The organism is Marinobacter alexandrii (assembly GCF_005871205.1).
GTDB classification, from domain to species: Bacteria; Pseudomonadota; Gammaproteobacteria; order Pseudomonadales; family Oleiphilaceae; genus Marinobacter; species Marinobacter alexandrii.
Genome location: NZ_SWKM01000011.1, coordinates 358,126 through 380,014, shown reverse-complemented (window position 1 = coordinate 380,014; position 21,889 = coordinate 358,126). Strand labels below are relative to the sequence as shown.

Here is a 21,889-nt window from a genome sequence, read left to right as displayed (position 1 = left end):
TTACGCCTCCTTCTTCATGGCGACACCGGCAGACTTGAACGCGGAGTCTCCCCACGCGCTCGCGCCGTCATTAGGTTTAACGCTGGTGATGGTGCGCAGCGGGTCGTTGGGGTTGGAGGCGGAATCCTCAACCAGGATGTCAAAGCGGGCGTCGATGTACGCTTGCGGCTTATCCTTCACCGCCTCATCGCCCAACTTGGCGACCACTGCGGCCTTGCGGATATCAGCATCACTAACACCGGTTGTTTTGAGGTCTTTGGCAATGGTCTTGGCCTTGCCAACGAGGTCGGCACGCTCCTGCACACGCTTATCCAGCGCGGCATCGTCCAGAACCTTGCTTTTCAGGTCGTCGATTTCGGCCTGTTTCTTAGCGATCTCGGCGTCTTTGGCCTCAACAGCCTTGGTGGATTCGGATTTCGCGTCGGCCACAGCGGTTTGCGCGGCTTTCACGTCGTTCTGCAATTTCTCAATGGCCTGAGCGCCCTGGTCGGTGGTACTTACCGACAAGCCGTCAACGACCACAGTACGAAGATTATCAGTCATCTGATTCTTCCTTCCGTCTGCTTGGGTTGTTGTAGGGCGAGCGCCCCAGTTATTCGCACCGTCTCCGATGCGGAATTCTTTGCCGGCACGGGCGGCGTCAACGACGGCCAAATGGTCAACGATGATGCCTTCCTGTCGTGCCTGATAAGGTGTTCCGTCCGGAGCGACACCATCGCCCCACACGAGATTTGCGCGATAACCAACGGACAGTTCGCGCTTGCCGTCCTGTACCTGCTTAATGGCTGAGGCGTCCATAAGGGCCAGGCTGACGCGGATACTCTCGCCGTCTCTCGCCACTTCCTCGCCAAGCTGGCCGGCTGCATAATCTTTCCAGTTACCGGCATCGACCGGGACCGGCGGATGATTGATGGTCACCGGCTTGCCCACGAATGAGGCCATGCTGTCTTTGGCGAACACCTGATCTTCTCCGCGATACACGCTCACGGTCTCCATATCAGGCTTGCCAACCTCTGAGCCGGCATAGACCTGAATGCCTGTGCGCGCACAACGGACTGAGCCCGCCAGATAGCCATCACGGGTGATATTCACCCCTGACAGCTCTGTGCTGTCGGTAAACTTCATGGCTTATTCCTCGATGGGGTCGGGTTATTCTTTGTTGCGGAGTTGGCCGTATTCCAGAATGGCGGCCTCAAGACCTGGCAGGTCACCAGACTCGATCAGTGCGTTGACCAGGCTGTCAGATAGCGCCTCAATCGGGATCAGCGGAGCGTCACCCGTGCCTTTTCCTGCAATGGTGCGAGCGGCATCAGCACGAGCCTTGAACACCTCTGCCTGCTCTTTCTCGCTCATCTGCCACAGCGGGCGGAATTTGAACCAGCACTCGTCCGGGTACTCGCCAAGGGCTGAGCGGACAACCAGGTTGAGAAGCTTTTCCAGCGGGTCGCGCAGCGTCAGTTCCTGCTCTGCCCCGATGCGGTCGTAGTAGTTCTTGAGTTCGCCGTCACCAGTGGATTGCAGTCCAGTCGGGCTCTGGCTTAGGAATCTCGTAGCCGGGATGTCTGCGGCGCCGGATACGATCTGAAGCTGAAGGCGCTGCACGTCCGGCAGTTGAGAGAAGTTGATGGTCTTTTGCTGGTAATCGTCCTGCTTATCCAATACAAGCGCGTTCACGTTGGACTTCATTCTCTGAACTAGCGCAAAACGGTCGTATACGGCGGTTTTATAAGCCTCTGACTTCATGCCCTCCATGAAGCCCTCGATCTGGTACACGTCAATCTTGGCTTCCTGCACCAGCGCAGCAATACCCTGCTGGCCTGCCGTAGCGTCCCGAATGGCAATCTCGATGGCGTCCAGGATGCTGTCACCCCACCGGTCAACCAGGACTTCCCAGTCTGTGGGGAGATCCGCGCCGATGAACCGGATAACACGGGAAGGGTGAATGCGAACTGAGCCACCAGCAGCGCCCACCAGGTCGTAATAAGTCGGCTCCATGTACGTTGGCGACATGGGGTCATAGTCGAGAATGCCGCTGGTCAGGTGGTATCGGTCCATGACTTTCAGGAAGGCGATGCCGCCCCGACCAACCCGTCTAGGGTCGAGAGGCTGGCTGTGATCCTCTCCACCATCGCTAATCGTGATCGCGGCGCCGCCGTACAGCCGAGCCTGTTTAAGGGCTGTGAACACGCTGCTGAGCACCTTTAGGCGCTTTTCTTCCGCCTCGATGGCTGCAATCTGCTCTTTGTCGCACTGCCAGGCCCAACCCTCGCGCATCATGTCGAACGCCGGGATATCCACGGCTTTGCGGCACATCCAGTTAGATCGATAGGCGGCCTCAACCTGCTGGCGATCCAGAGGCTGAAAGCTCCACGTACCCTGAGCGCCCTTGTCGCTATCGCCGCCAAGGCCAGACAGCTTGTTGATCAGCCCTCGGGATACGTCTGCAAACCAGTTGCTCATGAGTACACCGCCATCATGTCGTAACCCGCAGACGGCACCGGCCAGTAGCACATCATTATCACGTCACCAACGTTCGGTGATCGCGTGCCTTCTGGCGTCTTGTTGACGATCAGTTTCATGCGTGCGCTCTTCCCAGCAGTTGGTTGTGACAGCTCTTTCTGAATCGTCCGCAGCAATGGGAGGCTGGACGGAATGCTGATTAGTTCGTCGTGGTCGTAATGGACGCCCTCAGTAACCGCCCGCCAAGTCTTCTCAAAGCGGCGGCGTAGCTGCCACCAGCCCTGAGCCTTCAAATTGGCGTAGAAGTCTTTGTTGAGGGGTGTGTCTCGATCCTGTGGGTCAATGTGCTTGTCCGGGTCTAGAACAGCAGCTCCGGCATCCCAAGGTACAAACCGTATGCCCTTCGGCATCAGGCCTTCATCATTGAGTCGATTGGTTTCCGCTTTAACGCCAGAGCCCACACCGATGCAGTCGTATTGAACCTCTATCGGGCCGCAACCACTGGCGTGATCTATGGCCCTTCGAGCGGTGAGACCGGTGTCCCTCTCGCCCCACTCAGCAACGCTCGTGAGAATGATGCCTTTTCGGGCGGCGTATGCGTTCTTGTCACCGCCACCGTCGGCCACGTCTAACGCTCCGCAGTAGCCGCCGGAGTCATCGATGCCCAGCTTAATGTGAGCGTCAACCGCAACTTCAACCCATTCAGGCGGGATAATCACGCCCTCGACAGATGCCGCGTAGTTTCGGTCCACTTCCTGGGCAAATACGTGGAGAAGGCCGTCCGCTTCAGCTTTCTTGCGCCTGGCGTCGTACCAGGCCTGATCTTTGGCTGGGTGGTCGCGCCAGTCCATGATGAAAACGTTGGTCACGCCCTTATGGGCTGTGCCGCCATTCCATTCCTCGCCCGACTCCCGACGACGATGGAACACGTTGCCGGTGCCGTTGACGCTGGATATGTCGATCTGGACGTTGGTGTTGTCGGCAAGTGCCGCTTCAATCTTCTCTGGCCGCTCAAAGTGCGCAGCCTCGTCCTTGAAGTAGATGAGCTTGCGACCACCTCGCCCGATATTGTCACCCGCCTCACCAGTTATCGTGGCCCCGTTCTCAGGGTTCACAAACCGCATGAAAGTCATGTGCTCTTTAGGAGACAGCCCGGCAGGCAAAAACTCCCGGGGAAGCCCGCCGATAATCAGGCGCATCTTCTCAAAAATAGAATCCGGGTCACCGATTCGGTCAACTAACTGCTCTTTTCTGGAGCCCCAGCCAACGGCGGACCCCGGCCAGAACAGCCAGAGCCAGACAGAGAATCCGCAACAGACCCACGAGGCGCCCATGTCGCGCGACTTCTCAATTAAGCCGTTCTCCTGCCCTTGCATCATCGCTAAGAGAAAGCTCGCCAAGTCCTGTTGCCGCTCAAATAAGATGAACGGCATGGTGGCCGGAATCTCAGTGCCAATGTTTCGCGGGTCGTACGTCGACACCCAGTGCTCTATGAACTCTGCCGGGCGGGTCCGGTAGTATTCCTTTGCGCCATAGAGCAGCACCGGCTTGGACCTTATACTCAGGAGCCGCTTTTGTCTCTCGGCGAATACTGCGGTGTAGTCAGGCGGCCAGCTATCCCTTGTCGCTTTCGAGGGTGCTGGCATACGCGTCGGCAGCTTCCTGTGGGGTCATGTTCTTGGTAACGGTTTGGATGGGTCCGCCGCCTTGCCCTGAGAGCTCCAGCGCTTGCGGGGCCTTTCCGTACGCTCGGTCAAGGATCTCTTTGGAGGCTGAGACACGGGCTGCAGGCGGATATTCGCCACCCCTCATGATTTCGACCAAAGAGGCGATTGCTTCCTCACCGTAGCTCTGAGCAATCTGTTTAATCTCGGCAGTCACCTTGTTTGGCGTGCCCTTCTTGCGGCCGCCAGTTTTACGGGTTCCTGACGGCCTACCGCGTTTTGTTTCGGCAGGCATTTCTACTTGCTCCTACTTTAGAAATATGCTTGGGATTCACATCCACCAATAATCAACATCGATGTTCGGGCTGGTAGCACCAGACAGAACCAACTGGGTGTCACCCAGGCCCAACTTGACTTCCTCGGCATCGACCAACGGGGCGGTATAGGTGGCCACCGTTACGAAAGCGGATCTGGCCTCGCTGTACTTCTGCACAACCAACGTTCCGCTGCCGAATGTTCCTGTGGGCATGATCATCAGAGACCCTGTTCCGCCACGGGTGTTCACGTCCTCAGCGGAATTGCCGAGCGATACCGTGCCGTCTGCTGTCAGGTTAACCAGCTTCATATTGCTCATGACTTGATTGCCTCTCTAATGCTGCCTTTGATCGGGCGCTTTACGGGGCGCTTAAACCCAATGCGGACGTTTGCCTTAACGATTTCTTCAACAATGCTCAGCGCCCCCGCAGCCTCAACCGCCGCATTCCCGTTGGCGTCTGTGCCGTTCAGGGTCATCGGGTAGTCACCGAGTGCGGAGATGGGGAGTTGCTGGCTCCATGACCCACCGGAGGGGGCAGGGTTGTAGGTGCCTATGCCGGTCACAACCAGAGTGAGACTAGCCGCATCGCCAGAGCTGCCCGTTATGATCGGGTCCGTGTCTGTGGTGGTCAGGGAGTTGACTGAAACTACCGGGCGGATGCCGTCTACCGTAATGCCGGAGGTGTCGCCAACGGCATTGAGGGTCAGGTCTGCATCGTTGAGCGCAGCATCTCGGATTGTTCCGCCATCCAGGGTGAGGCTGGTGACACTGATGCCGCCTGAGTCGCCTTCCTGAATCGGGTAGCTGAATACGGTGGCCGCTGTACCAGACCCGGAAGCGTAATTCGCCTGACGCGCTTGGCCGCCTATCGTGAAATTGATAGCCGGAGTGCCGCCAATATTTACGACCTCAGACCAATTCCCGGTGAAGTCCAGAGACTGGCCGATAATCTTCGTGCCGGCCGTGGGTACGCCCACGCTGGTTGTGACCGGAGCAGTAATGTCCGAGGTACTGAACGTTTCAACCGCGCCCCAGGTCGAGTCCGTGGCATCCCAGAACCGGCCTCTGAACGATCCCTCTGTGTTGACCGTAACGAAGCCCTGAGCGTCGACTACCAGACCACCGAGGGCGTTGATGTCTTCCCACTCGAACTGGTCACCGGTCGCAACCACCGCAGTTGTTTGGTACGCAACGCTGGATTGGTCGGTGGTGTTGGGGCTGCTCATGGTGACAACCCCAAAGCCGGCCGCCGTGTCAGCCACAAGCTCAATCGTCGCAGTGGCCGTTCCGCCGCCACCCTCTGTTACCTGCAGGGTCTTCCCGGTGCCGTAGCTGTTGTTCCCCAGTACAGTCGTGAAGCTGATGCTGGTGTCTGACCAAGCAGTGATGGTCTGCGTTACGCCGTCAATGGTTACGCCGCCCGTACCCTGAGTCGCACCAAAGCCAGAGCCTGTAACGGTGCGAGACTGCCCCGGAAACGCTGTGGCGGGACTGGTGGTTATCGAAGGGCCGGCAACGGCAGTCGTTGCATTAACCAGCGTAGGTGAAGCCTGAAGGTTCGGAGTGGTCTCGTCGTCCTCGGCTACGATGTAGTAGTCATAGGCAGTTGATGCGGCGCCCGTGGAGAACACAAGGTCCGCTGAATTGGCTGCTGCCGCTGATTTTGCCTCCGGGGCAGCCGCGCCTGTCGAGTCCTGGCCCGCCTTAACTTGGGCAGAGCTTGGGGCTGCTGCGCCATTGGCAAGACGAACACCGTACAGCGTTCCCGGCTCATCCAGAGTGGCGGATATGGTGTGCCCTGATGATGTGGTTGCAGTGACTGCCGGGGCGCTGGTGAACGTCGGGGCGGTGGTGTCTGCACCGAGCGTATCGGCCGAATAATTATCGATTGTGTAGTGCGCGTAATTCGTGTTCATCCGGCGAATAAAGCCGATAGTGCCTGCCGCCGTATAGTTTGCGTCAGTCACTGCGTCGCGCTCAATGCCGTCCAGAAACCCCTTCAGGGACGTGCCGCTCGCTTCGACTTTAAGCGTTATCGTTACCGGTAGAACTGATAGGTCTACGGCAAAAGGTGTCCCGATTAGCACTTCTGACCCAGCGTCATATCGATACAGCGCAACTGTCTGGCCATTGGGGTCCACGGCAAACGCATAGCCGCTGTCATTGCTAACCCCCTGCATCCTGAGCATAGGGCCGGTGATCGTGAAGTCCGCAGTGTCAGTGACAGTGACGTCCATCTGCGCAGAGTAATCCGCAGACGGTGGCGTTATGCTGACTCTCGGGAATAGGCGCGCGTTGCCAGCGGCCGTTCCGTAAACGTAGTCGCCGGCTGGATCGATCACCGTTGAGGCAGAGGCAATCCAGCTGTGGCCGCTGTCGCTGACGTGATTCTGAAGGTCGATATCAACGCCGCCAGCTTCTACGAACGTGTCGTTGAAAAACTGAGCCACTATGACGCCCTCCAGAGATAGCCTTCGGTGTTATAAAGGCCGTCACTGTTCACTACATACGCGTAGACGGGTCCTGTTGCCAGCGGACCCAGCGAGTCAATATCTACCTCGATCTGCCCGCCTGATCTGCCGTTTTGCTTTAGGATAAATCTCTTGCCCGGAGTGCACGCCGTGAACGTGCTGGCGTCACCGACCACAACGCGCTCAGGTGAGTCGTTTGCAAAAATGCGGTCAATATCCAGGATTGTTTCTTGGTCGGACCGAGTGTAGTAGGGAACCAGAAGCCGGTGAATCTCGCCTTGTAGGAGTCCATCATCAATCTGGTATTCGTTGCCATCCCATTCGGACGACGCAATGCTGCCATCCGGGCTTGCGGCATGACCGCCAGGAAATCCAGAAAACGTAAAGCTGTCCTCTGCTCCAACCTTGGCGTAGATTTTTCCGTTTGCGGTGTTGAGGTCGCCCATTTTCATGAAGCCTGACCACGGCTCCCATACATTTGTTAACGGCGTACTGCCATACCACGCAGCCTGCCCCGATGGCCCAGGATCGACATTCAAAAGAAAACCGTTTCCGTCCTCTCGTGTCCACGTTAGGCGCGGAAGTTCGCCTTGTGCGTCTGCGCCAATCGTGCTGTAGGGGACTAGTCGCCAAAACTTGATCTGTGCATCACCCACCGCAACGAAGTCAGGAACCTGATAGCGGGTCCAGCCCTCAAAAAATATTTCTCGGTACGGTTGGTCGAACACGATTCCCGCTTGATCGGGGCGCGTCTGGATGGCGTGGCAGCGAGCGTATTTCGAACCAAAAAGACTTCCTGCGGTTTCGCACTCATATTTCTGAAACCCCGGATCCAGGTTTGCGTGCTGGATAGACGTCACTACCTGTCCGGCCGTTTCGGCCTCAAAATTGATGAACGCCAGTTGGCCGTTTCGTTTGGTGCTCAGGTTGCCGACACTGATTGTTGCAACTTGCCCAGCCGTGAACGTTCCGGAAATAGAGCTAATAGTTGGCGGTTGGCCCTCAAGCCAGCCTCCCAACCCCACGGACTGAAACCCGCCTCCGGCCTTAGCTTGAATGGGCAAAACCCGACCTGCGGGGATTGTAATAGCCATTACTCACCGCCCTCATCGCGCCAGTTGCGCAGCTCGGTTTTGTCGGCGTTGCAGATCCGCAGCATGGTCTGTAGCTCGCTCGCGTTAGCGCTTTCTGGAATAGATTCGGCCGCCAAACATCGCAACGGCCCAGTAGATCGGATAGCGCCAGCGGGGCGGGACGCCTTCATGCTCCATAGCATCGAGAAAGGTTCGGTCTGCAAAGGCCTTGCCGCGCTGGGATTCATACAGGTAATCGTGGACAACCGCAGACTTCACCGCCCTGCCCTTGAATGCGGCATAGACGATAGGTATTCGGGGCACACTATCCAGATCGGTCTCAAAGCCGGAGGGAACCACAATGGTTCCGCTGTGGTGGTAATACATCAGGGGCAGCGTCAAACGCCATTGACCGGTCCGGGTGAGCGTGTGAGTCAGCCGGCTGAACATATTGTCTGAGAAAGGCATTAGCGAACCCTGGCGGCCGCCTGATCAACCCAGGTCAACACAGTGGACAGCGTGTACCGCTCGTCAGCCCCAACCACGCCCTCACCGATCAGATCCGCGATCACCTTCCGCGCCAGGTTCAGGCCATAGATAACCAGATCCTGCTCAGCCAGTGACAGCGACTCGAAATCGAATTCCCGCAGGGCCATATCCTGAAATTCAGCCAGCGTGAATTCAGGCCCGCCATCCACAATTGCCTGCAACTTGGCAACCTCCCTCCGCATGCGTGCTGCACGCTCGACAGGCTCATCATCGGCTGCAATGAACCGAAGGGTTAGTTGGCTGGTTACCAACTGGGCAGTCATTGGGCTTTCCTCGACCTTCTCAAGAACGGCGCAGCCGGACAGTGCCACCATCAGGACGACGGCAGTAATCAATTTGAACATGGGGGCCTCCAGGGCTTGGGTTCGGGCGGCTATTGTCAGCGGCTCTTACGCTCCAGTGCATCGATTCGCGCATGGATCATCTTGTCACGCAGTAACTGGGTTTCCTTGGCGTTCTCGGCTTCGCGCTTGGTCTGATACTTGTCAAAGCGCTCGTCCATAGCGGAGATGGTGTTCTCGATGTTCTGAATGCGGTTCAGGACGACGCCCATCGTGCCCGTCAGATCAGTTATGCCCTTGCCAACCCATATGATGGCGGCGAGTATTAAGGCCGCTATAATGGTTTGTCCGTGGCGCTCCCAGGCTGTTGCGGTGTCTTTGGTCATAGGAGTCCTTCAGTCAGCGATGGCGTATCGCTGGTAATTCTCCACAGCTTCATCCGGCTTCCCGGCCCCCAAATGCGTGTTGTAGTGCGCTTTCCAATACTGTGCCAAGCCGTCAACGTCCATCGCTGAGGGTAAGCGCGTAGGTACGCGTAGGTAATGAACCCGTGCCATGGCGCAGGCATAGTAAACATTGCCAGGGAGCTGCTGAGAAAGGCGTCCGTAGTGCTTAACATAGGACGCAAGGTCCGGCTTGAACCTCAGATAATTGTCCCAAATATCGTCATGGGTGCGTGGCTCCATCTGGAAGATGCCTAGCGCGGGCCCACCCACCTGGTGGATGTATTTTCCGCACAGGGATTCTGTGGCCGCCGTGAGCATCAGAAGTTCTTCGGCGGCTTCGGAGTACAGGCCGATGCGGTTCAGGACCGGACGAATGATGTACTCACGAAGCTGGCCGGGATGGATACTCATGCGACCTCCACAAACAGAAAACCCCGCACTTGGCGGGGCGTGTCACCGGATCATCGGTGGGGGGGGGAATTTTCAATCAGGCAACAAAAAATCCGCGACGGCGGAACCGGGCGGCTTTTTAGAGGGCAGGGCGTTTGCCCAAAGGGCAAATTTTACCAGTTATCAGAATCCTACTTCCTGGTGAGTTCTCTGTCAAGCATCATGCAACCTGCCTTTCCCTCAGACCCATAACTCTCTCCAGCTCAAAATAGCCATCGCTCACCCGGCGCTTGAATGCATCCTTGGTGCAGTGCAGATCCTCGGCGCACAGTTCGTCAGTCCAGAGCTTGGTGACGGGGCTTCCTGGCCGCATTGGATCAACGGCCACTACTTTCTCTCGCCCCCTAAGAGCTCTGTCGTACACTATTGCATCACGGAATATCTCAGGGAGCCGGTCGATCCACTCCACGGCGGTTAGGTGATCTTGGGTGATTATGTCGCGGGACATGCGGTCAATCTTCGCTCCGAGCTTGCAGAAGCCGCTGAATCCTGAGCCCCTTGGGATCTGCCCCCTGAAATCAACGGACATACCGATGACACTACGACTCTCGTAGGCCATATCGCGGCGGCGCGCCTCTGCGTAAATCGCCTCAATGTAGAGGTCCACCGTACTCTTGGCCTGGTTTCTCCAGCGCCTTTCACTGTCCGATTTCCGATTCTGCTCTGCCATACTACCCTCTCATCCTGTTAAACATCTTCCGAATGGTCGCCTCGTCACCAGATCTTTGTTGCTTTAGCCAGCCTTCCAGTTCGTTCCTGCTGATCCGCTTGCGGCGGAACAGTGACCACTTATCGCGAGCCTCGGCTTCTAGTGCTTTCCAGCGAGCCAGGCAGGCGGCCTTGTGGTCTTCGTCATCCATCAATCCAGTCCGTTGAAATAATCCCGCATCCGCGACACTGGGGGCCTTCTGGGGTAAGCCAAAACAACTGATTTCCGCAGTTGCATTCCCAGCGATCCTCCGGGCTCACCGGCGCCACCCATACGCCAAACCATCGATAACAAGCCTCACACTCAAGCGTTGTCGTCCCCACCTCTGCAACCGCCTGCCATTCATGGTTGCAGGCTGTGCACATCGCTGGCCCGCGCAAGTGCGGCTTGTTAGCATTAATATCGACCACGTTACTCATAAGCTCACCAACACCCCATTCTGCAACTGATAGCCCGCCCGGCCCCGGTACAGGGTCAGCGGGTCGCGCTTAGTTATCACCCAGCCTCGGGCCAGGTAGTTGTCGATCATTATCTGAAGGTCAGACTGAGCCTTACTGGCGTCTTTGGGCTCTGGCCGGTAGCGGCAGTAGAACAAGTCCCTGGATTGGGTATCGGTCATGCGGTGGTCCTCTCCATCGACTGAATAATGATGGAGCCTTCTTCGCCCCACAGCTTCGTCACTCGGTAATCCCAAACGGCGCAGTCTTCAGGTAGAACTGCGTCTAAAAGTGCTTTTATAAGGTTGTCACTGTCCGGCTTTTGCTGGTGGGGTTGGCCATCCATCGCGTCACGCTTCTTGTTACTCCAACTGGACGGCATCGGCAGAACAAAGGTTATGTGCGCTCCCTGCTCTGGAACCGCAACTCGCCGGGCTCGGCATTCGTCAGCAAAGGCGCGGTATCTGAGAACGGGCGGGCGCTTCTTCCAGCGGTCAGCCTGGGTTTGTCGGGGCTTCGGCACTGGCGTGATTGGGTATCTCATGCGGCCACCTCGCGAACAATCACGACCGCTACGAAATAGACCACAAAAACCGAAAACAGCGCTGACCAAGCCTTCCGCCTATCAAGAAATGTTTCCACAGCTAGGTATGCGCTGAACGCGAGCCCGAACCAAAGCTCAAGCAGCTCCATCACCCCGTCACCTCCATCAGTCCCTGCTCTATCAAGATACGCTGAGTGCGAATCACGGCCTGCAGGTGCCACAAATCCCGAATGTCCCGGTTGTAACCCGTCCGTGCGAATCCGCCATCCAACCACTCATGGCAGGTCGAACACGAGAACGCCGCCTCATGATCGCTGGCTTTGGCTCCCATGCCGCCGCCATTCAGATGAGCCAGGACCGTTGTGTTCGGATCGCCATTGCAAACACCGGGCACTCTCACCTGGCATTCCTGACCCTTAGCGCTACGACGGATCGGCGTCATCTTTGGTTTGCTCGACTTCTTCATCGGCGCTTTGGCCTTGAGCGGCGTCTTGCGCTTTAGTGGTGTCCTTTTCACGCCCCATTCCCCCGCACCATTTCACCGTCTACCACCCGGTAGTAACGCGGTACACGCCGGTGCTCGCAGGCGATGCGATACCACCTCAGAAACTGGTTCTCGTCTCCTCGGGCGTGATACCAGATGAACTTACTGAACCGGACAAATGCCCTGTCCCACTTGTTGTGAATGAAGGGCTCAAGATGCAATTGCGGCGTCTTCGCAACCTGCAGCGCCGCCATAGCGGTCAAGCTGCACTCACCCGGCTGCGTCGTCACCGCTTCCGCCTCCACGGCAATCCACCACAGCAGCAACAATGCCGCCAGAAACCACCACAAAGCTTCAATCTTGCTTGCTCTCTGCTTTCTCATGCTCTCGTTCCTCAAACGCTGACTCGGCATAAGCCTTCCAAGTTGGCTGGAACTCTGAGCGCTGAGTGTTTAACTGCTTAATCTGTCCGCCTTGGCTCAGGAAGCGCTCTATGTCCTGATTTATCTGTGCAGACTGTTTGTGTTTGGTGTGGGTGCGGGTTTGGCCGATGGTCATGACACGCTCTCGGCAAAATCAATGGCCATCTGTCGCGCGTCGTGTAGAGTGGTGGCCACCCATTCGCCTCTACCCCACACTTCAGGATATGGACAGCGCACGCTTCCGATATGACCTCGCAAAGACTCGTTAGGTGTGTCCATGGAATATTCCCACTCCACCAGAACGTAATTCTTGCAATGCTCGGCGCGGACATTCTCGTGCAGGTCTTCTGTCCAGAATCGAATGCAGTCTTTCAGGAAGTCTTCTTTATCGGTTGTTCGGTAGTGGCAGTCGCCACGCTTGCAGGTGGAGCCGATGCCAAATCCGAAAATGGCGCGGTGCGACCAGCCGTACCACTTCTGTTCCTTTGGGTTGAAGCCTATCGTTATCGGCTTGCCTGCCTCCCAAATAGAATGGACATTCTTGGTAAGTCCAAGCTCAACAAGGTAATTCAGCTTATCCTCCATGCCCTCCAGGGTTATGTAGTCGCCTCGGCTTTTTGTTACCCACTTCTTACCGCCAAACTCCGAATCAACTAAGTCCGCATTTTGTGAAAGCCATTCTTGAATCTTGCTCATCATTCACCCCGCAATTCCCGCATCAGCTCCGCAAAGCTGACGCCGTTGGTTGATCTGGCTGGTTTGGTGGCGTTGGCAGCCATCCGGGCCTTGTTCGCATCGTCGATTTTGTGTGTCTCTGGTTTCATGCTGCCAACCCCACTAAGTTCGCCATCTGTTCAATCTGATCCTGAGTCATTCCCAGCCAGTAGTTGTCAATTACGTGCTGGCAGAACTGGCCATAGATAATCTGGAACTCGCCATCGTCCATATCTGAGAAATTCAAACTGAGCGGTATGTTTTGGAAGGCGACACCGAATCCGGGGAGCTTTATGGCCATTCGCTCACAGCCAATGTCACCCTCCACCTGCAAGCGCTTCAGAACGCCGTGAGCCTCCATGTTCTGGAAGTCCTCGATATTCTCGACCAATAGCTGCCCCAGCTTGTGAGCCCGGCGCCAGTTGTACAGGCTGCGCGGTTTCTTGGGATCGGCAGCGAGTACGTCGCCAACCCGGAAGCCTCGCTTGCGTAGCGTCTGGCGCGAAATGTCGTCATCTGGCGCAAGGGTGCCTTCAGGCGTTACGCGGAACATGACGGCGCGGCTGGGTTTGGATTTGCGTTGCTTCATGCGTACAGGCTCCACTTCTGTCTCGGTCATAGCTTGCTGCCCCCTTTGCGCTTCAGCTTCCGCTTCTTAGGCTTCCTGCGCTTACCCTGAGGATGCGCTGACAAATCCTGAACCTCGGGAAAGTCCACGCGCTCGTCGTGGTGAAGCACGATTTCTTCCGCCTCAAAGCCTTTTTCCGCAAGTGCCGCAATAACGGCTCGGGCCTGAGTTCTGCCGGCCATTCTCCCGCCAGTTACAATGATCTTCTGGCTCATAAACTCACCCACCACACCGAAACCACCACGCTGACCAATATCAGCAGCACCATGTACACGCCCAACATGAAGGGGCGCTCAACCGCCCGCTTGAGGTAAATAAGCGGGATGCACCAGAGCACTACGCTGATGACAAACGGGATTAGGCGGGCGGCGGCTAGGTCTAGGATGTTCATTTTTCGTCCGACCCTTCTGGCGGTGTAACGTCGAGAAGATCAACTGTTTGCCCGGCCATATCGTGCGAACAATCAGTTAAAAATATCGCCTGACCATCGTTTACCCATGAGTGGCAGCGGAACGTCTCATTATGGTTGCGAGTCAAAACACTGGGTTTGATCGTCGGCTTGTTAGTATCCCCGTTCCACGTCCAGCAATTCGTGCCAGCGCGACTGCCTTTGAGAATGACCGGGAACACCTCTGGATAGGTCCGGCTGGGGATGTGCAGCATCACGTGAGTACACTCACTGACCTCGCACGAAACCGGCCCTATGCCTTGAACGATTCTCACGGGAGCGGCTTTCATCACTCAGCCCCCTTGCGCCAGCCAGCGGCTAGGATGGCGTCGGCAATAACCTCTGAAGGCTCATTCATGTAAATGATTTCTAACAACTCATCCCTGTCTCTCTGCTCTTTGGTGCGGAGGGGGCGGACGTGCGCCAAAGAGCGATAGCACGCTTGATAGGTTTTTGTATCGACGATAAAGAACTCTCTGCCCTCGGGGTCAATGCCGCTAAAAACAACGCGGCCTTTGTGCCAAGTGTCGTGTTGCTCGACGGCAAACGTACATTCACACTCACCCCCCACGGGCGGCAGGCCCTCGCCGTCCCACTCCTGGCTTTGGGGTTCGGGGCGCTCGTAAAACGTAAGGTCATTGTCCGGATGCTTGACGCTAATCATTGAACCGTGCGCTGATGCACGCTGATGCATGAGCTCAAACCCGCCTCTTGCGTCATTCTCGATGGCAACCAGTTGCGCCCACGGTTCGCAATTCTCATCCCACCACGCCGGATCTTTCAGCAGCTGCTCGGTTGGCTGGGTCATTGTTTGCTCCTGTTTGTCGTGCACTTTTGCCAGCGCATCCTTTACTATCTTTTCCATGCCGCGTGATTTTGCTTCACACTTAACGTTCGGATGATGGTCTCTCAAGCACCACCGGCAAGCCTGTGCCGCCGAGCACCCGCAAGGTATTTCTCGTCGACCACAATTCGGGCAGAAATCGAATAAGGTTGTCATCGTGCGTTTCCTCCACTCACCAACTCCCACCGATAACCGTCCGAGCACTGCCGAGCCTTCTTGTAGTACTCAAGGTCGAACAGCGCCTGCCTAACCTGGGCCTGGGTGCTTCCGGTTCTCTGGTGCAGCCGGTGGATGCTCAGGGGCTCGTCGCGCAGCAGGGATTCGAGCTGCTGCATTAGTTGCTCGTCGGGGGTGTGGGTCATGCGAACACCTCGCTTATCGGCATCACGTAAAGCCAGCCGGTATGAAATGCGCCAGTATCAATGTGCAGCACATTGTCTCTTCGGTTTGGCTGCTCCAGAATCGTGTGTCCGACCACTACAGCGTCGATGCCTTTCACTGGCCGCCAGTCCCGAGTTGCCCGACTGATGCGGTCACGGCTCCACACGTCGCGCTGTTCGTCGAATCGCCCCCACTGATCACTGGTCACATCGGCATGGATAATCCCGACACTGCCAGCCTCGGCCTGCACCTCAATGGCCAGCGGTAGCCGCTCCATCATGTCGTTTACCAAAATACGAAGGTCGTTCAGTTCGTGCTCAACACACCAGTTCCCGCCGTTCATCATCCACAGGCCGGCATCGCCGCCATTCAAGGCGTCGTGCATTAGCAGTTCGTGGTTTCCGCGCACAGCAAAGAACCAGGGCTCATAGGGAAGCGACAGGCAAAGAAACGACTCAGGGCCACGATCAACAAGATCTCCGACGCTGAACAAGCGGTCTTTGGTCTTGTCGAAACCGATTTTATTTAGGCGGCGCATCAACAGGCTGTAGCAGCCGTGAATGTCGCCCACCACGAAGTCGCGACCTAATTCATTGCGATCAAACTTTTGCAGTTCCATTAAGCAGCCTCCGGCCCTGGGCTTGGGTTGTTGTTGTACCGATCGGTACGAGCAAAGTGCCACCAACCTCCACGCTTAAACCGCTCAACCTTCCCTTGGCTAATCAGCGCCTCTACCGCTGCCTGAACTTCGCTCGCTTCCTGCGTGACAACGATAATGATGCCCGCCATCGTCATCGGACCTCGGGCCAGCGTGTTCAGGACTGACTGCATTAGGATTTCGTTGTGCATCACCCAACCTCTCCCTTATCCATCTCACCCCAGCCCTTCACCCGCGCAATCGTGTACGGAGGTCGCCAGGGCTCGTTTGTGTCGATCTCTGCGCGCAACGCGGTCTCGCTCACCGCACTGCGATACTCTCGACAGTAGAAAAAGCCTTGGAACTCTACGCAGAAGTCCAGGAGGTCCTTACCGTCTACTATCTGGGTGTTGGGTGATGTGGTGGTCACGAAACAACCCTCGCTTTCCGCGCCCGCTTTTCGGTGAGCTTAAAGGCATCCCGGTGTGCGATATTCTTCGGCAGCAGGATTGGCCCGCTATGGCGCTCAAGGAAACCTTCGGTGCCGGGATCGCAGACAAGATAGTGTTCGCCGTGTCCGGTGTGCTCTATGGTGTCTCCGACGCGGATAGTTCTGCCTTCGCAGTCTTGATATGCGGTCATGCGGCGGCCCTCACTGCTGAGATAATCTGATTCACCGGCTCAGGGCATACCGCGTTGCCCATCAGATGAACGGCCAGCCTGTGGTTGTCTGGCAGCTGGTAGGTATCCGGAAAGCTCATGGCATCACGGCATTCAAAACGGGAGAACATTCGCATCCGGTCACCATCGACAATTGCCCATCGGTCCCGGGTGGTGATCGTTCCCACTGGACGGTCCAGGCTGCGGCTGGTCTTGGTCATTCCGTAGTACGAGATCAAGAACCGGCCGCCATGGACGCGCCTGCCGTGCTCGATTCGCTCAAGTGTGGCGGCGGCCCGGCCAGGCTTATCGATCTGACTCCATTTACCGCTATCGAAGTCGATGAATTCCCGGGAGGGAATGTGCTGGCCCCGGGGGATCTGTAGGTGCAGAGGATGCTCTGACTGAGCCAGTACTAGGAACAACCTCACCCGATGCTGGGGCGCCCCGTAGTCCGCAGCGTCAATGATGTGCGGAGCAACGCTGTATCCCAAGGCGCTCATTGCCATTTCCCAAGGGCGATAAAGTTGCCAATTCAGAAACTCGGGCACGTTCTCGACAATGATGAATTCGGGTCGGTGATATTCAGCAGCAGAGACAACCGCCCACGCAGTAGATCGGGATGCGTCGTGCTGAGGGTTTCCCTTGGCCTTGCCGCGAGCTTTGCTGTGTCCCTGACAGCATGGAGAGGCCAGCATGAGGTCGTGCTTGGGAACCTTCGACCAGTCGGCTTGGTGCAAGTCTTGGCAAAGGTGCATCGCTTCTGGGTGGTTCTTGCTGTGCCATTCGACAGCATCGGGCCAATGGTTCGCAGCCCATACAACCTCACAGCCCGCCATAGTTGCACCAGTCGAGAATCCGCCTGCACCGGCAAACAGATCGATGACTTTCATGATTCTGCCCCTTTTGCCGAAAGTGCATCCGAAATCGTGTAGGCCGCTACGCCCTGACCCAATAAATCGGCACCACACGGAGCCAGAACATTCCTGCTCACGAGCGCCTTGAGAGTCAGCCGATTTACCTGCGTGCCATCCATCAGATAAGGATTGCCCTTCGCGTCAACATTGATCACTTGGCCGGTCTCCCGCATGTGCTGAAGCAGTTTTGCCTGGGGGGGGGGTATAAGTGCTCATACAGCCCTCCCCTGATCCACACGCCACCGGTTTAGCTCCGCACGAACTCGCGGGCTGGAATAAGGTGAAAGGTTCATTGGGCAGCCTCCTTGACGAACCACACGGTTCCATCCAGTTCCATATACACACAGCGGGTCAGCATCAGAAACGATACCGGCACGCATACATCGTCCTCATCGCACCAGAGAATCAGTGCCAGTTGTGGGATGGTGCGCGGACCTTGCTCTTTCAGAACTTCCAAAATGTCCTCAATCATGCCGCTGCCCTCCGTGATCTAATTAGGCAGTCCAAGTAGTCGTCACCAGCTTGGCCGGAGACATAAACGTCCACTTTTAATCCTTGCCGGTGTAGGCGTTTCGCCAGCACAAAGGCGGCTGCCTGTCCGGTAAAGCTGTGGTCGTTGTCCGCGTATATCGTGATCTGACTAACCCCTTCGGGCGGCTGGAATGTCTCGATACCGTGTGCGCTAACACAGGCCCAGCACGGAAGCCCTTCGCCCTCCATGACTGCTAAGGCGTTTTCGATGCCTTCGGTGATCGCGATGTGTGCTGCCAAGGGGGCCAGCCGAATTGCGCAGCCGTTGATGCTATTAACCGGCGTCAGGATCTTCTTGCTGGATTTAACGTCTGCCTTTTTGCCGTCAGTCGTCAGGTAGGTGATGTGGAAGGATTCGATCTTGCCTTGTGCGTTTTCGATCTTGGCAACCATTGCGGGGAACTGGCCGATTAATTTCGGCTCGTTGAACTCGTCGCGCTCGTAGTAGCCAAGGCTAGGGTGAAGGCGCAGAGCGAAACCGGTAATACCCTGGATGCCGCGACCCTTTAGGTACAGCGCGACCGAATCATGATGGCCGACGCGCTTCAGGCGCTTGCCTACGTTGCGCAGGGCGTTTCGAGGGTCTTTCCGGCGCTTCGGCTTTTCGGGTTTTATGTCGGTGTTCTGGCAAATCTCGTCGATGCGCTTGGCGATATCGGAGAACGACTGACCCGTCACTGCCTCAATCAACTTGAATCCGTCACCGGAGCCGCACTGGCCGCAGATATAGGAGCCGGTACCTTCTTTGTTGTCGAAACGGAAGCGATCATTACCGCCACAAGCAGGGCACGGGCCGTGTTTGTTTTTCAGGTGGCCGGAGTCAATACCGAACTCCGGCAGAATGGCATGCCACTTACCTTTTGCTACGTCGCGGGTTGGCTGTTTCATGCGGCAGCCCTCCGCTTCGCGTTCTTGATGTTCAGGTGACGGATAATACTCAGCGTTTTCTGGCTCGGTGCTGATGGCGCAATCTGATTGGTGTTACGCGGAGCGCGACCGGCGTACTCACGACACTGATGAAACGCCCAGCCGTCCTTCATTCCCTTTGCTCTGGCGTAACCCTTCAGCTCTGCGTACAGGCTGGCCAGCTCTTCGGTGCCCCACTTCTCTTTCGGCGCGTTGTCTTTGGTGATCTCGTAAAGATCACCGTCCACCACTTCTACGTCCTGGCGAACTTCCGGCTTGAATCCACAACTCGGACACACGTGCTTTGTGCTGACAAAGCCACAACTGACACAGGGTTTTTCAACGGGTTCTTTTATTTCCCGCTCTTTCCTATCCAAGTTTCGAGTGCTCTTGCCGTCGTGCAGCTCTTGCGGTAGACGTGAATCCGGCAGCCCATTGCGCAAGCAGTTGCCCGCGTGATCGATGATGATGCAGTCGGATTTCTCGTTTGCCGTGCGCAGCCCGCGCCCAATCATCTGTATATGGAGCATCAGAGACTTGGTCGGCCTGGCCAGAACCACGCAGGCGGTTTCCGGTGCGTCAAAGCCCTTGGTCAGCACTGCGACATTGCAGAGAACCTGGATATCGCCACGGCGAAAGGCGTTTATTTTCTCGGTGCGACCTTCCTTGTCGGTTTCGTATCCGTCAACGTGTGCGGCAGCAATGCCTACCTGCTGAAAGCGGTCACATAAGGCGCGTGAATGAGCTACGTTGGCCGCAAACACTATGGTTTGACGACCTTCTGCCAGCTTCAGCCACTGCTCAACCACATCACCCATCAGGCCGTTTTCGCCCATAACCTCGGCAACGGCGTCCGCGTCCCAGTCGCCCGATGAGTTAGTCTTGACGCCTTTCAGGTTCGGGATGTTGGGGGCGTAGCACTTGGCGCGACACAGGTAACCGTCGTCCATGAGATCCGCCGTGGTGATCGTGACCACCAGCCGATCAAAGATTTTGCCCAAACCCTTGCGAAACGGTGTGGCGCTCAGGCCAATGACTGGCACGCCGTTATCCTTGCACCACGAGATAATGTCCTCGTGCGCCTGGTGCAGAACGTGCGCCTCGTCAATGATGAGCAGGTCCGGGCGAATAGAGTCCGGCATCTGACGCCAGCGCCGGCCTAGTGTCTGAATGGTGGCCACCTGAACCGGGGCCGCGTAGTTGGTCATGATGTGGTCGCCCTGGATTACTCCGACCCACATGCCGTCATCCATGAATCTCTTGACGGCCTGATCGACCAACTCCAGTGAATCCACAATAAAGAACGCTTTCTTGCCCTTGGCACACGCGCCCTGCTTAATCGCAGATGCAATCGTTGTCTTCCCGCTTCCGGTTGGTGCCATGAGCAATTGCGCCATTGAGCCCTGCCGTATGCCTTGTCGAAGCTGACTAAGAGCCTCTGATTGATAGGTCCTGAGTTCCTGTGTCATACTTTCCTCGTCACATGGAGCCCGATCTGTTGCCTCGCCAAAGGTGGATCGGGCTTTTTTGTGTCCGGCGGTTACTGGTCGCTAGCTGAAAACTCCGATCAGTGACCGCCCCTTCCAGAAGTTGAGGCTTCGCGTGTGCGCTTATAGCCTCTACCTTAGAGTTGCTTCCTGTACTCCCTGAACCCCTCACCTTCCTGGAAGGGGCGGATACATCTTCCCTATGCCCATGCGGTAACTGCGCAGGGTTGAGAATTTTCACCAGAGCGCCTTGTCGGCGGTGGTGGCCCAGGTGCAACGCAGTACCTGGACTTGGCAGAGATTCACCAGATGCGCCTGGTATCCGCCGGGGTCTGCCAACAGCGTGTATCCGCGCTGCCCTCCCTCCCCTGCCGCTTTGCGGTACTTCTAGCGGCTTAACTGTCACGATGCTGAACCGAACAGAGCTAACAGTTAAACTCCGCACCGGGCGTCGGTCGCCACCCTGATTCCTTTAATTCCGAACCCGAAAAAGGGGCCTCACTTAGAAGCCCCTTCCGGCTTCGTGCTCTTTCGAGCAATCAGTACCTGCTTAGACGAGTTTTGGTCCGCGTATACCGATGCTGGCTACGCCAGCTGCACCCCCGGGCAGCACTTCTTTTGCGTTATCGGTCAGCTTGGTGCAGGTAGTTACCTTTGCGATCACCCCGCCAGGTGACTCTGGCAATTGCTCAAACTTCTCAACGCTCACCAGAGCGGTGGCGTCAAAGGCGGTCGCAGGATCTGCGATCAGGTCAGTGGATTGCTCCACAAAGGGCTGCGTGGCCAAATAACCTTCAGCGGCGGCAGCGGATGGCCCTGCAGCCATCAAGCACAACGTGAATGCGACTGCGGCAATCATGGAAATTCGGCTCCAAGTGCGCTTCATCGGCTTTCCTCGTCGTCAGTGGCCGGGCTTTAAGGCAGGCCCGGAGTCGCCTATACCGCTTAAAGCCCTCGCGGCGCATAGCACCCAGGGCTCTAACCACTCGAACGGCAAGGAAAGAGCGGTCAGCTACTGCAGAGCGCCTCACGGCGGTCGTTGATGTGGTGGCCGGGCGCTCTCTTCCGGCATGGCAACAACTACGACGTAGAATCACGTTGCCGCGTCAGCCTGCGCATTCACCGCATCAGAGAGAAGTCTGGAAACCGGTATTCAGCCAATCGGGCAACTCCCAACTAAACTGCCAGACCCCTCTCTCGATGCGCCCTGAGTCAGGGCAGATAATCCTTTTCAGTCCCTCTTAGTCCCTCTCAGGGACGCAATGGCCTCCTTAATAACCTGCGCGGGGTCTTTCCCCTCTCTACGGCAATGCTCTATCCACTGCCCCGCCATTCGTGTTTCAAGCTCTTCCAGGGTTTCTCCGTCCCTGTGAGCCTCAACAATCTCTTTCACCTCTTCATTGGTGTAAGTGATCTTCATTCATCCACCT

General features: G+C 56.8%; 36 protein-coding genes. All 36 read right to left on the bottom strand.

Features of this window, described 5'->3' with window-relative positions; translation table 11 throughout:
• The 36 genes from FCS96_RS02100 to FCS96_RS01935 all read right to left on the bottom strand — a co-directional run bounded on the left by FCS96_RS02100 (position 1) and on the right by FCS96_RS01935 (position 21,879).
• On the bottom strand, positions 1 to 1,125 hold the full coding sequence (locus tag FCS96_RS02100) for a DUF2213 domain-containing protein (protein ID WP_138438584.1): 1,125 nt from the start codon (positions 1,123 to 1,125) through the stop codon (positions 1 to 3).
• Between the two features lie 24 nt (positions 1,126 to 1,149).
• The gene (locus FCS96_RS02095; RefSeq protein ID WP_138438583.1) at positions 1,150 to 2,460 is read right to left on the bottom strand and encodes a DUF1073 domain-containing protein; all 1,311 of its coding nucleotides are present in this window, start codon (positions 2,458 to 2,460) and stop codon (positions 1,150 to 1,152) included.
• Positions 2,457 to 4,106 carry a TerL protein gene (locus FCS96_RS02090; RefSeq protein ID WP_138438582.1) on the bottom strand — a complete coding sequence of 550 codons (1,650 nt, stop codon included), beginning with the start codon at positions 4,104 to 4,106 and terminating at the stop codon, positions 2,457 to 2,459. Before FCS96_RS02090 ends, FCS96_RS02095 begins: the two co-directional genes overlap by 4 nt.
• Positions 4,075 to 4,419, bottom strand: coding sequence for a hypothetical protein (locus FCS96_RS02085; protein ID WP_138438581.1), 345 nt, complete (start codon positions 4,417 to 4,419; stop codon positions 4,075 to 4,077). The genes FCS96_RS02090 and FCS96_RS02085 overlap by 32 nt, the downstream gene beginning before the upstream one ends.
• 36 nt (positions 4,420 to 4,455) lie before the next feature.
• Positions 4,456 to 4,758, bottom strand: coding sequence for a hypothetical protein (locus FCS96_RS02080; protein ID WP_138438580.1), 303 nt, complete (start codon positions 4,756 to 4,758; stop codon positions 4,456 to 4,458).
• A complete protein-coding gene (locus FCS96_RS02075; protein ID WP_138438579.1) occupies positions 4,755 to 6,890 on the bottom strand; it encodes a hypothetical protein in 2,136 nt (711 codons plus the stop codon). Before FCS96_RS02075 ends, FCS96_RS02080 begins: the two co-directional genes overlap by 4 nt.
• Positions 6,890 to 8,005 carry a hypothetical protein gene (locus tag FCS96_RS02070; RefSeq protein ID WP_138438578.1) on the bottom strand — a complete coding sequence of 372 codons (1,116 nt, stop codon included), beginning with the start codon at positions 8,003 to 8,005 and terminating at the stop codon, positions 6,890 to 6,892. Before FCS96_RS02070 ends, FCS96_RS02075 begins: the two co-directional genes overlap by 1 nt.
• Before the next feature lie 84 nt (positions 8,006 to 8,089).
• Positions 8,090 to 8,452, bottom strand: a complete 363-nt coding sequence (locus FCS96_RS02065) for a DUF1353 domain-containing protein (RefSeq protein ID WP_138438577.1) — start codon at positions 8,450 to 8,452, stop codon at positions 8,090 to 8,092.
• Positions 8,452 to 8,877: a hypothetical protein gene (locus FCS96_RS02060; protein ID WP_138438576.1), complete on the bottom strand. Its 426-nt coding sequence runs from the start codon at positions 8,875 to 8,877 to the stop codon at positions 8,452 to 8,454. The genes FCS96_RS02065 and FCS96_RS02060 overlap by 1 nt, the downstream gene beginning before the upstream one ends.
• Before the next feature lie 35 nt (positions 8,878 to 8,912).
• Positions 8,913 to 9,200 carry a hypothetical protein gene (locus FCS96_RS02055; protein ID WP_138438575.1) on the bottom strand — a complete coding sequence of 96 codons (288 nt, stop codon included), beginning with the start codon at positions 9,198 to 9,200 and terminating at the stop codon, positions 8,913 to 8,915.
• A 9-nt stretch (positions 9,201 to 9,209) separates the two neighbouring features.
• Entirely contained in the window at positions 9,210 to 9,671 is a 462-nt protein-coding gene (locus tag FCS96_RS02050) for a hypothetical protein (protein ID WP_171040644.1), read from the bottom strand.
• Positions 9,672 to 9,870: 199 nt separating this feature from the next.
• Positions 9,871 to 10,380, bottom strand: coding sequence for a hypothetical protein (locus FCS96_RS02045; protein WP_138438574.1), 510 nt, complete (start codon positions 10,378 to 10,380; stop codon positions 9,871 to 9,873).
• A 1-nt stretch (position 10,381) separates the two neighbouring features.
• Positions 10,382 to 10,570 (bottom strand): hypothetical protein, encoded by a 189-nt coding sequence (locus FCS96_RS02040; RefSeq protein WP_138438573.1) that lies wholly within the window; start codon positions 10,568 to 10,570, stop codon positions 10,382 to 10,384.
• Positions 10,571 to 10,834: 264 nt separating this feature from the next.
• Entirely contained in the window at positions 10,835 to 11,038 is a 204-nt protein-coding gene (locus FCS96_RS02035; protein ID WP_138438572.1) for a hypothetical protein, read from the bottom strand.
• A complete protein-coding gene (locus tag FCS96_RS02030; RefSeq protein WP_138438571.1) occupies positions 11,035 to 11,400 on the bottom strand; it encodes a RusA family crossover junction endodeoxyribonuclease in 366 nt (121 codons plus the stop codon). Before FCS96_RS02030 ends, FCS96_RS02035 begins: the two co-directional genes overlap by 4 nt.
• Before the next feature lie 148 nt (positions 11,401 to 11,548).
• Entirely contained in the window at positions 11,549 to 11,917 is a 369-nt protein-coding gene (locus FCS96_RS02025) for a nuclease domain-containing protein (RefSeq protein WP_212747032.1), read from the bottom strand.
• Positions 11,914 to 12,267 carry a hypothetical protein gene (locus FCS96_RS02020; RefSeq protein ID WP_138438570.1) on the bottom strand — a complete coding sequence of 118 codons (354 nt, stop codon included), beginning with the start codon at positions 12,265 to 12,267 and terminating at the stop codon, positions 11,914 to 11,916. Before FCS96_RS02020 ends, FCS96_RS02025 begins: the two co-directional genes overlap by 4 nt.
• Positions 12,239 to 12,442: a hypothetical protein gene (locus tag FCS96_RS02015; protein WP_138438569.1), complete on the bottom strand. Its 204-nt coding sequence runs from the start codon at positions 12,440 to 12,442 to the stop codon at positions 12,239 to 12,241. The genes FCS96_RS02020 and FCS96_RS02015 overlap by 29 nt, the downstream gene beginning before the upstream one ends.
• A complete protein-coding gene (locus FCS96_RS02010; protein WP_138438568.1) occupies positions 12,439 to 13,005 on the bottom strand; it encodes a hypothetical protein in 567 nt (188 codons plus the stop codon). Before FCS96_RS02010 ends, FCS96_RS02015 begins: the two co-directional genes overlap by 4 nt.
• Positions 13,002 to 13,130, bottom strand: coding sequence for a hypothetical protein (locus FCS96_RS20285; RefSeq protein ID WP_266094453.1), 129 nt, complete (start codon positions 13,128 to 13,130; stop codon positions 13,002 to 13,004). The genes FCS96_RS02010 and FCS96_RS20285 overlap by 4 nt, the downstream gene beginning before the upstream one ends.
• Entirely contained in the window at positions 13,127 to 13,639 is a 513-nt protein-coding gene (locus FCS96_RS02005) for a hypothetical protein (RefSeq protein ID WP_138438567.1), read from the bottom strand. The genes FCS96_RS20285 and FCS96_RS02005 overlap by 4 nt, the downstream gene beginning before the upstream one ends.
• The gene (locus FCS96_RS02000; protein WP_138438566.1) at positions 13,636 to 13,863 is read right to left on the bottom strand and encodes a hypothetical protein; all 228 of its coding nucleotides are present in this window, start codon (positions 13,861 to 13,863) and stop codon (positions 13,636 to 13,638) included. Before FCS96_RS02000 ends, FCS96_RS02005 begins: the two co-directional genes overlap by 4 nt.
• Positions 13,860 to 14,039 (bottom strand): hypothetical protein, encoded by a 180-nt coding sequence (locus FCS96_RS01995; protein ID WP_138438565.1) that lies wholly within the window; start codon positions 14,037 to 14,039, stop codon positions 13,860 to 13,862. The genes FCS96_RS02000 and FCS96_RS01995 overlap by 4 nt, the downstream gene beginning before the upstream one ends.
• On the bottom strand, positions 14,036 to 14,311 hold the full coding sequence (locus FCS96_RS20335) for a DUF6527 family protein (RefSeq protein WP_407658073.1): 276 nt from the start codon (positions 14,309 to 14,311) through the stop codon (positions 14,036 to 14,038). Before FCS96_RS20335 ends, FCS96_RS01995 begins: the two co-directional genes overlap by 4 nt.
• Positions 14,312 to 14,385: 74 nt before the next feature.
• Positions 14,386 to 14,961, bottom strand: a complete 576-nt coding sequence (locus FCS96_RS01990; protein WP_138438564.1) for a hypothetical protein — start codon at positions 14,959 to 14,961, stop codon at positions 14,386 to 14,388.
• 131 nt (positions 14,962 to 15,092) lie between these two features.
• Positions 15,093 to 15,302, bottom strand: a complete 210-nt coding sequence (locus FCS96_RS01985; protein ID WP_138438563.1) for a DprA-like winged helix domain-containing protein — start codon at positions 15,300 to 15,302, stop codon at positions 15,093 to 15,095.
• Positions 15,299 to 15,940 carry a metallophosphoesterase gene (locus FCS96_RS01980; RefSeq protein ID WP_138438562.1) on the bottom strand — a complete coding sequence of 214 codons (642 nt, stop codon included), beginning with the start codon at positions 15,938 to 15,940 and terminating at the stop codon, positions 15,299 to 15,301. Before FCS96_RS01980 ends, FCS96_RS01985 begins: the two co-directional genes overlap by 4 nt.
• Positions 15,940 to 16,170, bottom strand: a complete 231-nt coding sequence (locus tag FCS96_RS01975) for a hypothetical protein (protein ID WP_138438561.1) — start codon at positions 16,168 to 16,170, stop codon at positions 15,940 to 15,942. The genes FCS96_RS01980 and FCS96_RS01975 overlap by 1 nt, the downstream gene beginning before the upstream one ends.
• A gap of 214 nt (positions 16,171 to 16,384) precedes the next feature.
• The gene (locus FCS96_RS01970) at positions 16,385 to 16,600 is read right to left on the bottom strand and encodes a hypothetical protein (RefSeq protein ID WP_138438560.1); all 216 of its coding nucleotides are present in this window, start codon (positions 16,598 to 16,600) and stop codon (positions 16,385 to 16,387) included.
• Entirely contained in the window at positions 16,597 to 17,514 is a 918-nt protein-coding gene (locus FCS96_RS01965; protein ID WP_456085595.1) for a DNA cytosine methyltransferase, read from the bottom strand. Before FCS96_RS01965 ends, FCS96_RS01970 begins: the two co-directional genes overlap by 4 nt.
• Positions 17,508 to 17,690: a hypothetical protein gene (locus tag FCS96_RS01960; protein ID WP_138438558.1), complete on the bottom strand. Its 183-nt coding sequence runs from the start codon at positions 17,688 to 17,690 to the stop codon at positions 17,508 to 17,510. The genes FCS96_RS01965 and FCS96_RS01960 overlap by 7 nt, the downstream gene beginning before the upstream one ends.
• A 134-nt stretch (positions 17,691 to 17,824) precedes the next feature.
• Positions 17,825 to 18,007: a hypothetical protein gene (locus tag FCS96_RS01955; protein ID WP_138438557.1), complete on the bottom strand. Its 183-nt coding sequence runs from the start codon at positions 18,005 to 18,007 to the stop codon at positions 17,825 to 17,827.
• Positions 18,004 to 18,954 carry a DUF7146 domain-containing protein gene (locus FCS96_RS01950; protein ID WP_138438556.1) on the bottom strand — a complete coding sequence of 317 codons (951 nt, stop codon included), beginning with the start codon at positions 18,952 to 18,954 and terminating at the stop codon, positions 18,004 to 18,006. The genes FCS96_RS01955 and FCS96_RS01950 overlap by 4 nt, the downstream gene beginning before the upstream one ends.
• Positions 18,951 to 20,441: a DEAD/DEAH box helicase gene (locus tag FCS96_RS01945; RefSeq protein WP_138438555.1), complete on the bottom strand. Its 1,491-nt coding sequence runs from the start codon at positions 20,439 to 20,441 to the stop codon at positions 18,951 to 18,953. The genes FCS96_RS01950 and FCS96_RS01945 overlap by 4 nt, the downstream gene beginning before the upstream one ends.
• A 568-nt stretch (positions 20,442 to 21,009) precedes the next feature.
• Positions 21,010 to 21,345, bottom strand: coding sequence for a hypothetical protein (locus FCS96_RS01940; RefSeq protein WP_138438554.1), 336 nt, complete (start codon positions 21,343 to 21,345; stop codon positions 21,010 to 21,012).
• A 345-nt stretch (positions 21,346 to 21,690) separates the two neighbouring features.
• On the bottom strand, positions 21,691 to 21,879 hold the full coding sequence (locus tag FCS96_RS01935; RefSeq protein ID WP_138438553.1) for a hypothetical protein: 189 nt from the start codon (positions 21,877 to 21,879) through the stop codon (positions 21,691 to 21,693).
• Positions 21,880 to 21,889 lie beyond the last annotated feature (10 nt).

Excerpts from the sequence above, each read along its gene's own strand:
- FCS96_RS02100 (WP_138438584.1), bottom strand. The coding sequence starts at position 1,125 with ATGAAGTTTACCGACAGCACAGAGCTGTCAGGGGTGAATATCACCCGT.
- FCS96_RS02095 (WP_138438583.1), bottom strand. The coding sequence starts at position 2,460 with ATGAGCAACTGGTTTGCAGACGTATCCCGAGGGCTGATCAACAAGCTG.
- FCS96_RS02090 (WP_138438582.1), bottom strand. The coding sequence starts at position 4,106 with ATGCCAGCACCCTCGAAAGCGACAAGGGATAGCTGGCCGCCTGACTAC.
- FCS96_RS02085 (WP_138438581.1), bottom strand. The coding sequence starts at position 4,419 with ATGCCTGCCGAAACAAAACGCGGTAGGCCGTCAGGAACCCGTAAAACT.
- FCS96_RS02080 (WP_138438580.1), bottom strand. The coding sequence starts at position 4,758 with ATGAGCAATATGAAGCTGGTTAACCTGACAGCAGACGGCACGGTATCG.
- FCS96_RS02070 (WP_138438578.1), bottom strand. The coding sequence starts at position 8,005 with ATGGCTATTACAATCCCCGCAGGTCGGGTTTTGCCCATTCAAGCTAAG.
- FCS96_RS02065 (WP_138438577.1), bottom strand. The coding sequence starts at position 8,452 with ATGCCTTTCTCAGACAATATGTTCAGCCGGCTGACTCACACGCTCACC.
- FCS96_RS02060 (WP_138438576.1), bottom strand. The coding sequence starts at position 8,877 with ATGTTCAAATTGATTACTGCCGTCGTCCTGATGGTGGCACTGTCCGGC.
- FCS96_RS02055 (WP_138438575.1), bottom strand. The coding sequence starts at position 9,200 with ATGACCAAAGACACCGCAACAGCCTGGGAGCGCCACGGACAAACCATT.
- FCS96_RS02050 (WP_171040644.1), bottom strand. The coding sequence starts at position 9,671 with ATGAGTATCCATCCCGGCCAGCTTCGTGAGTACATCATTCGTCCGGTC.
- FCS96_RS02045 (WP_138438574.1), bottom strand. The coding sequence starts at position 10,380 with ATGGCAGAGCAGAATCGGAAATCGGACAGTGAAAGGCGCTGGAGAAAC.
- FCS96_RS02040 (WP_138438573.1), bottom strand. The coding sequence starts at position 10,570 with ATGGATGACGAAGACCACAAGGCCGCCTGCCTGGCTCGCTGGAAAGCA.
- FCS96_RS02035 (WP_138438572.1), bottom strand. The coding sequence starts at position 11,038 with ATGACCGATACCCAATCCAGGGACTTGTTCTACTGCCGCTACCGGCCA.
- FCS96_RS02030 (WP_138438571.1), bottom strand. The coding sequence starts at position 11,400 with ATGAGATACCCAATCACGCCAGTGCCGAAGCCCCGACAAACCCAGGCT.
- FCS96_RS02020 (WP_138438570.1), bottom strand. The coding sequence starts at position 12,267 with ATGAGAAAGCAGAGAGCAAGCAAGATTGAAGCTTTGTGGTGGTTTCTG.
- FCS96_RS02015 (WP_138438569.1), bottom strand. The coding sequence starts at position 12,442 with ATGACCATCGGCCAAACCCGCACCCACACCAAACACAAACAGTCTGCA.
- FCS96_RS02010 (WP_138438568.1), bottom strand. The coding sequence starts at position 13,005 with ATGATGAGCAAGATTCAAGAATGGCTTTCACAAAATGCGGACTTAGTT.
- FCS96_RS20285 (WP_266094453.1), bottom strand. The coding sequence starts at position 13,130 with ATGAAACCAGAGACACACAAAATCGACGATGCGAACAAGGCCCGGATG.
- FCS96_RS02005 (WP_138438567.1), bottom strand. The coding sequence starts at position 13,639 with ATGACCGAGACAGAAGTGGAGCCTGTACGCATGAAGCAACGCAAATCC.
- FCS96_RS02000 (WP_138438566.1), bottom strand. The coding sequence starts at position 13,863 with ATGAGCCAGAAGATCATTGTAACTGGCGGGAGAATGGCCGGCAGAACT.
- FCS96_RS01995 (WP_138438565.1), bottom strand. The coding sequence starts at position 14,039 with ATGAACATCCTAGACCTAGCCGCCGCCCGCCTAATCCCGTTTGTCATC.
- FCS96_RS20335 (WP_407658073.1), bottom strand. The coding sequence starts at position 14,311 with ATGCTGCACATCCCCAGCCGGACCTATCCAGAGGTGTTCCCGGTCATT.
- FCS96_RS01990 (WP_138438564.1), bottom strand. The coding sequence starts at position 14,961 with ATGGAAAAGATAGTAAAGGATGCGCTGGCAAAAGTGCACGACAAACAG.
- FCS96_RS01985 (WP_138438563.1), bottom strand. The coding sequence starts at position 15,302 with ATGACCCACACCCCCGACGAGCAACTAATGCAGCAGCTCGAATCCCTG.
- FCS96_RS01980 (WP_138438562.1), bottom strand. The coding sequence starts at position 15,940 with ATGGAACTGCAAAAGTTTGATCGCAATGAATTAGGTCGCGACTTCGTG.
- FCS96_RS01975 (WP_138438561.1), bottom strand. The coding sequence starts at position 16,170 with ATGCACAACGAAATCCTAATGCAGTCAGTCCTGAACACGCTGGCCCGA.
- FCS96_RS01970 (WP_138438560.1), bottom strand. The coding sequence starts at position 16,600 with ATGACCGCATATCAAGACTGCGAAGGCAGAACTATCCGCGTCGGAGAC.
- FCS96_RS01955 (WP_138438557.1), bottom strand. The coding sequence starts at position 18,007 with ATGATTGAGGACATTTTGGAAGTTCTGAAAGAGCAAGGTCCGCGCACC.
- FCS96_RS01950 (WP_138438556.1), bottom strand. The coding sequence starts at position 18,954 with ATGAAACAGCCAACCCGCGACGTAGCAAAAGGTAAGTGGCATGCCATT.
- FCS96_RS01945 (WP_138438555.1), bottom strand. The coding sequence starts at position 20,441 with ATGACACAGGAACTCAGGACCTATCAATCAGAGGCTCTTAGTCAGCTT.
- FCS96_RS01940 (WP_138438554.1), bottom strand. The coding sequence starts at position 21,345 with ATGAAGCGCACTTGGAGCCGAATTTCCATGATTGCCGCAGTCGCATTC.
- FCS96_RS01935 (WP_138438553.1), bottom strand. The coding sequence starts at position 21,879 with ATGAAGATCACTTACACCAATGAAGAGGTGAAAGAGATTGTTGAGGCT.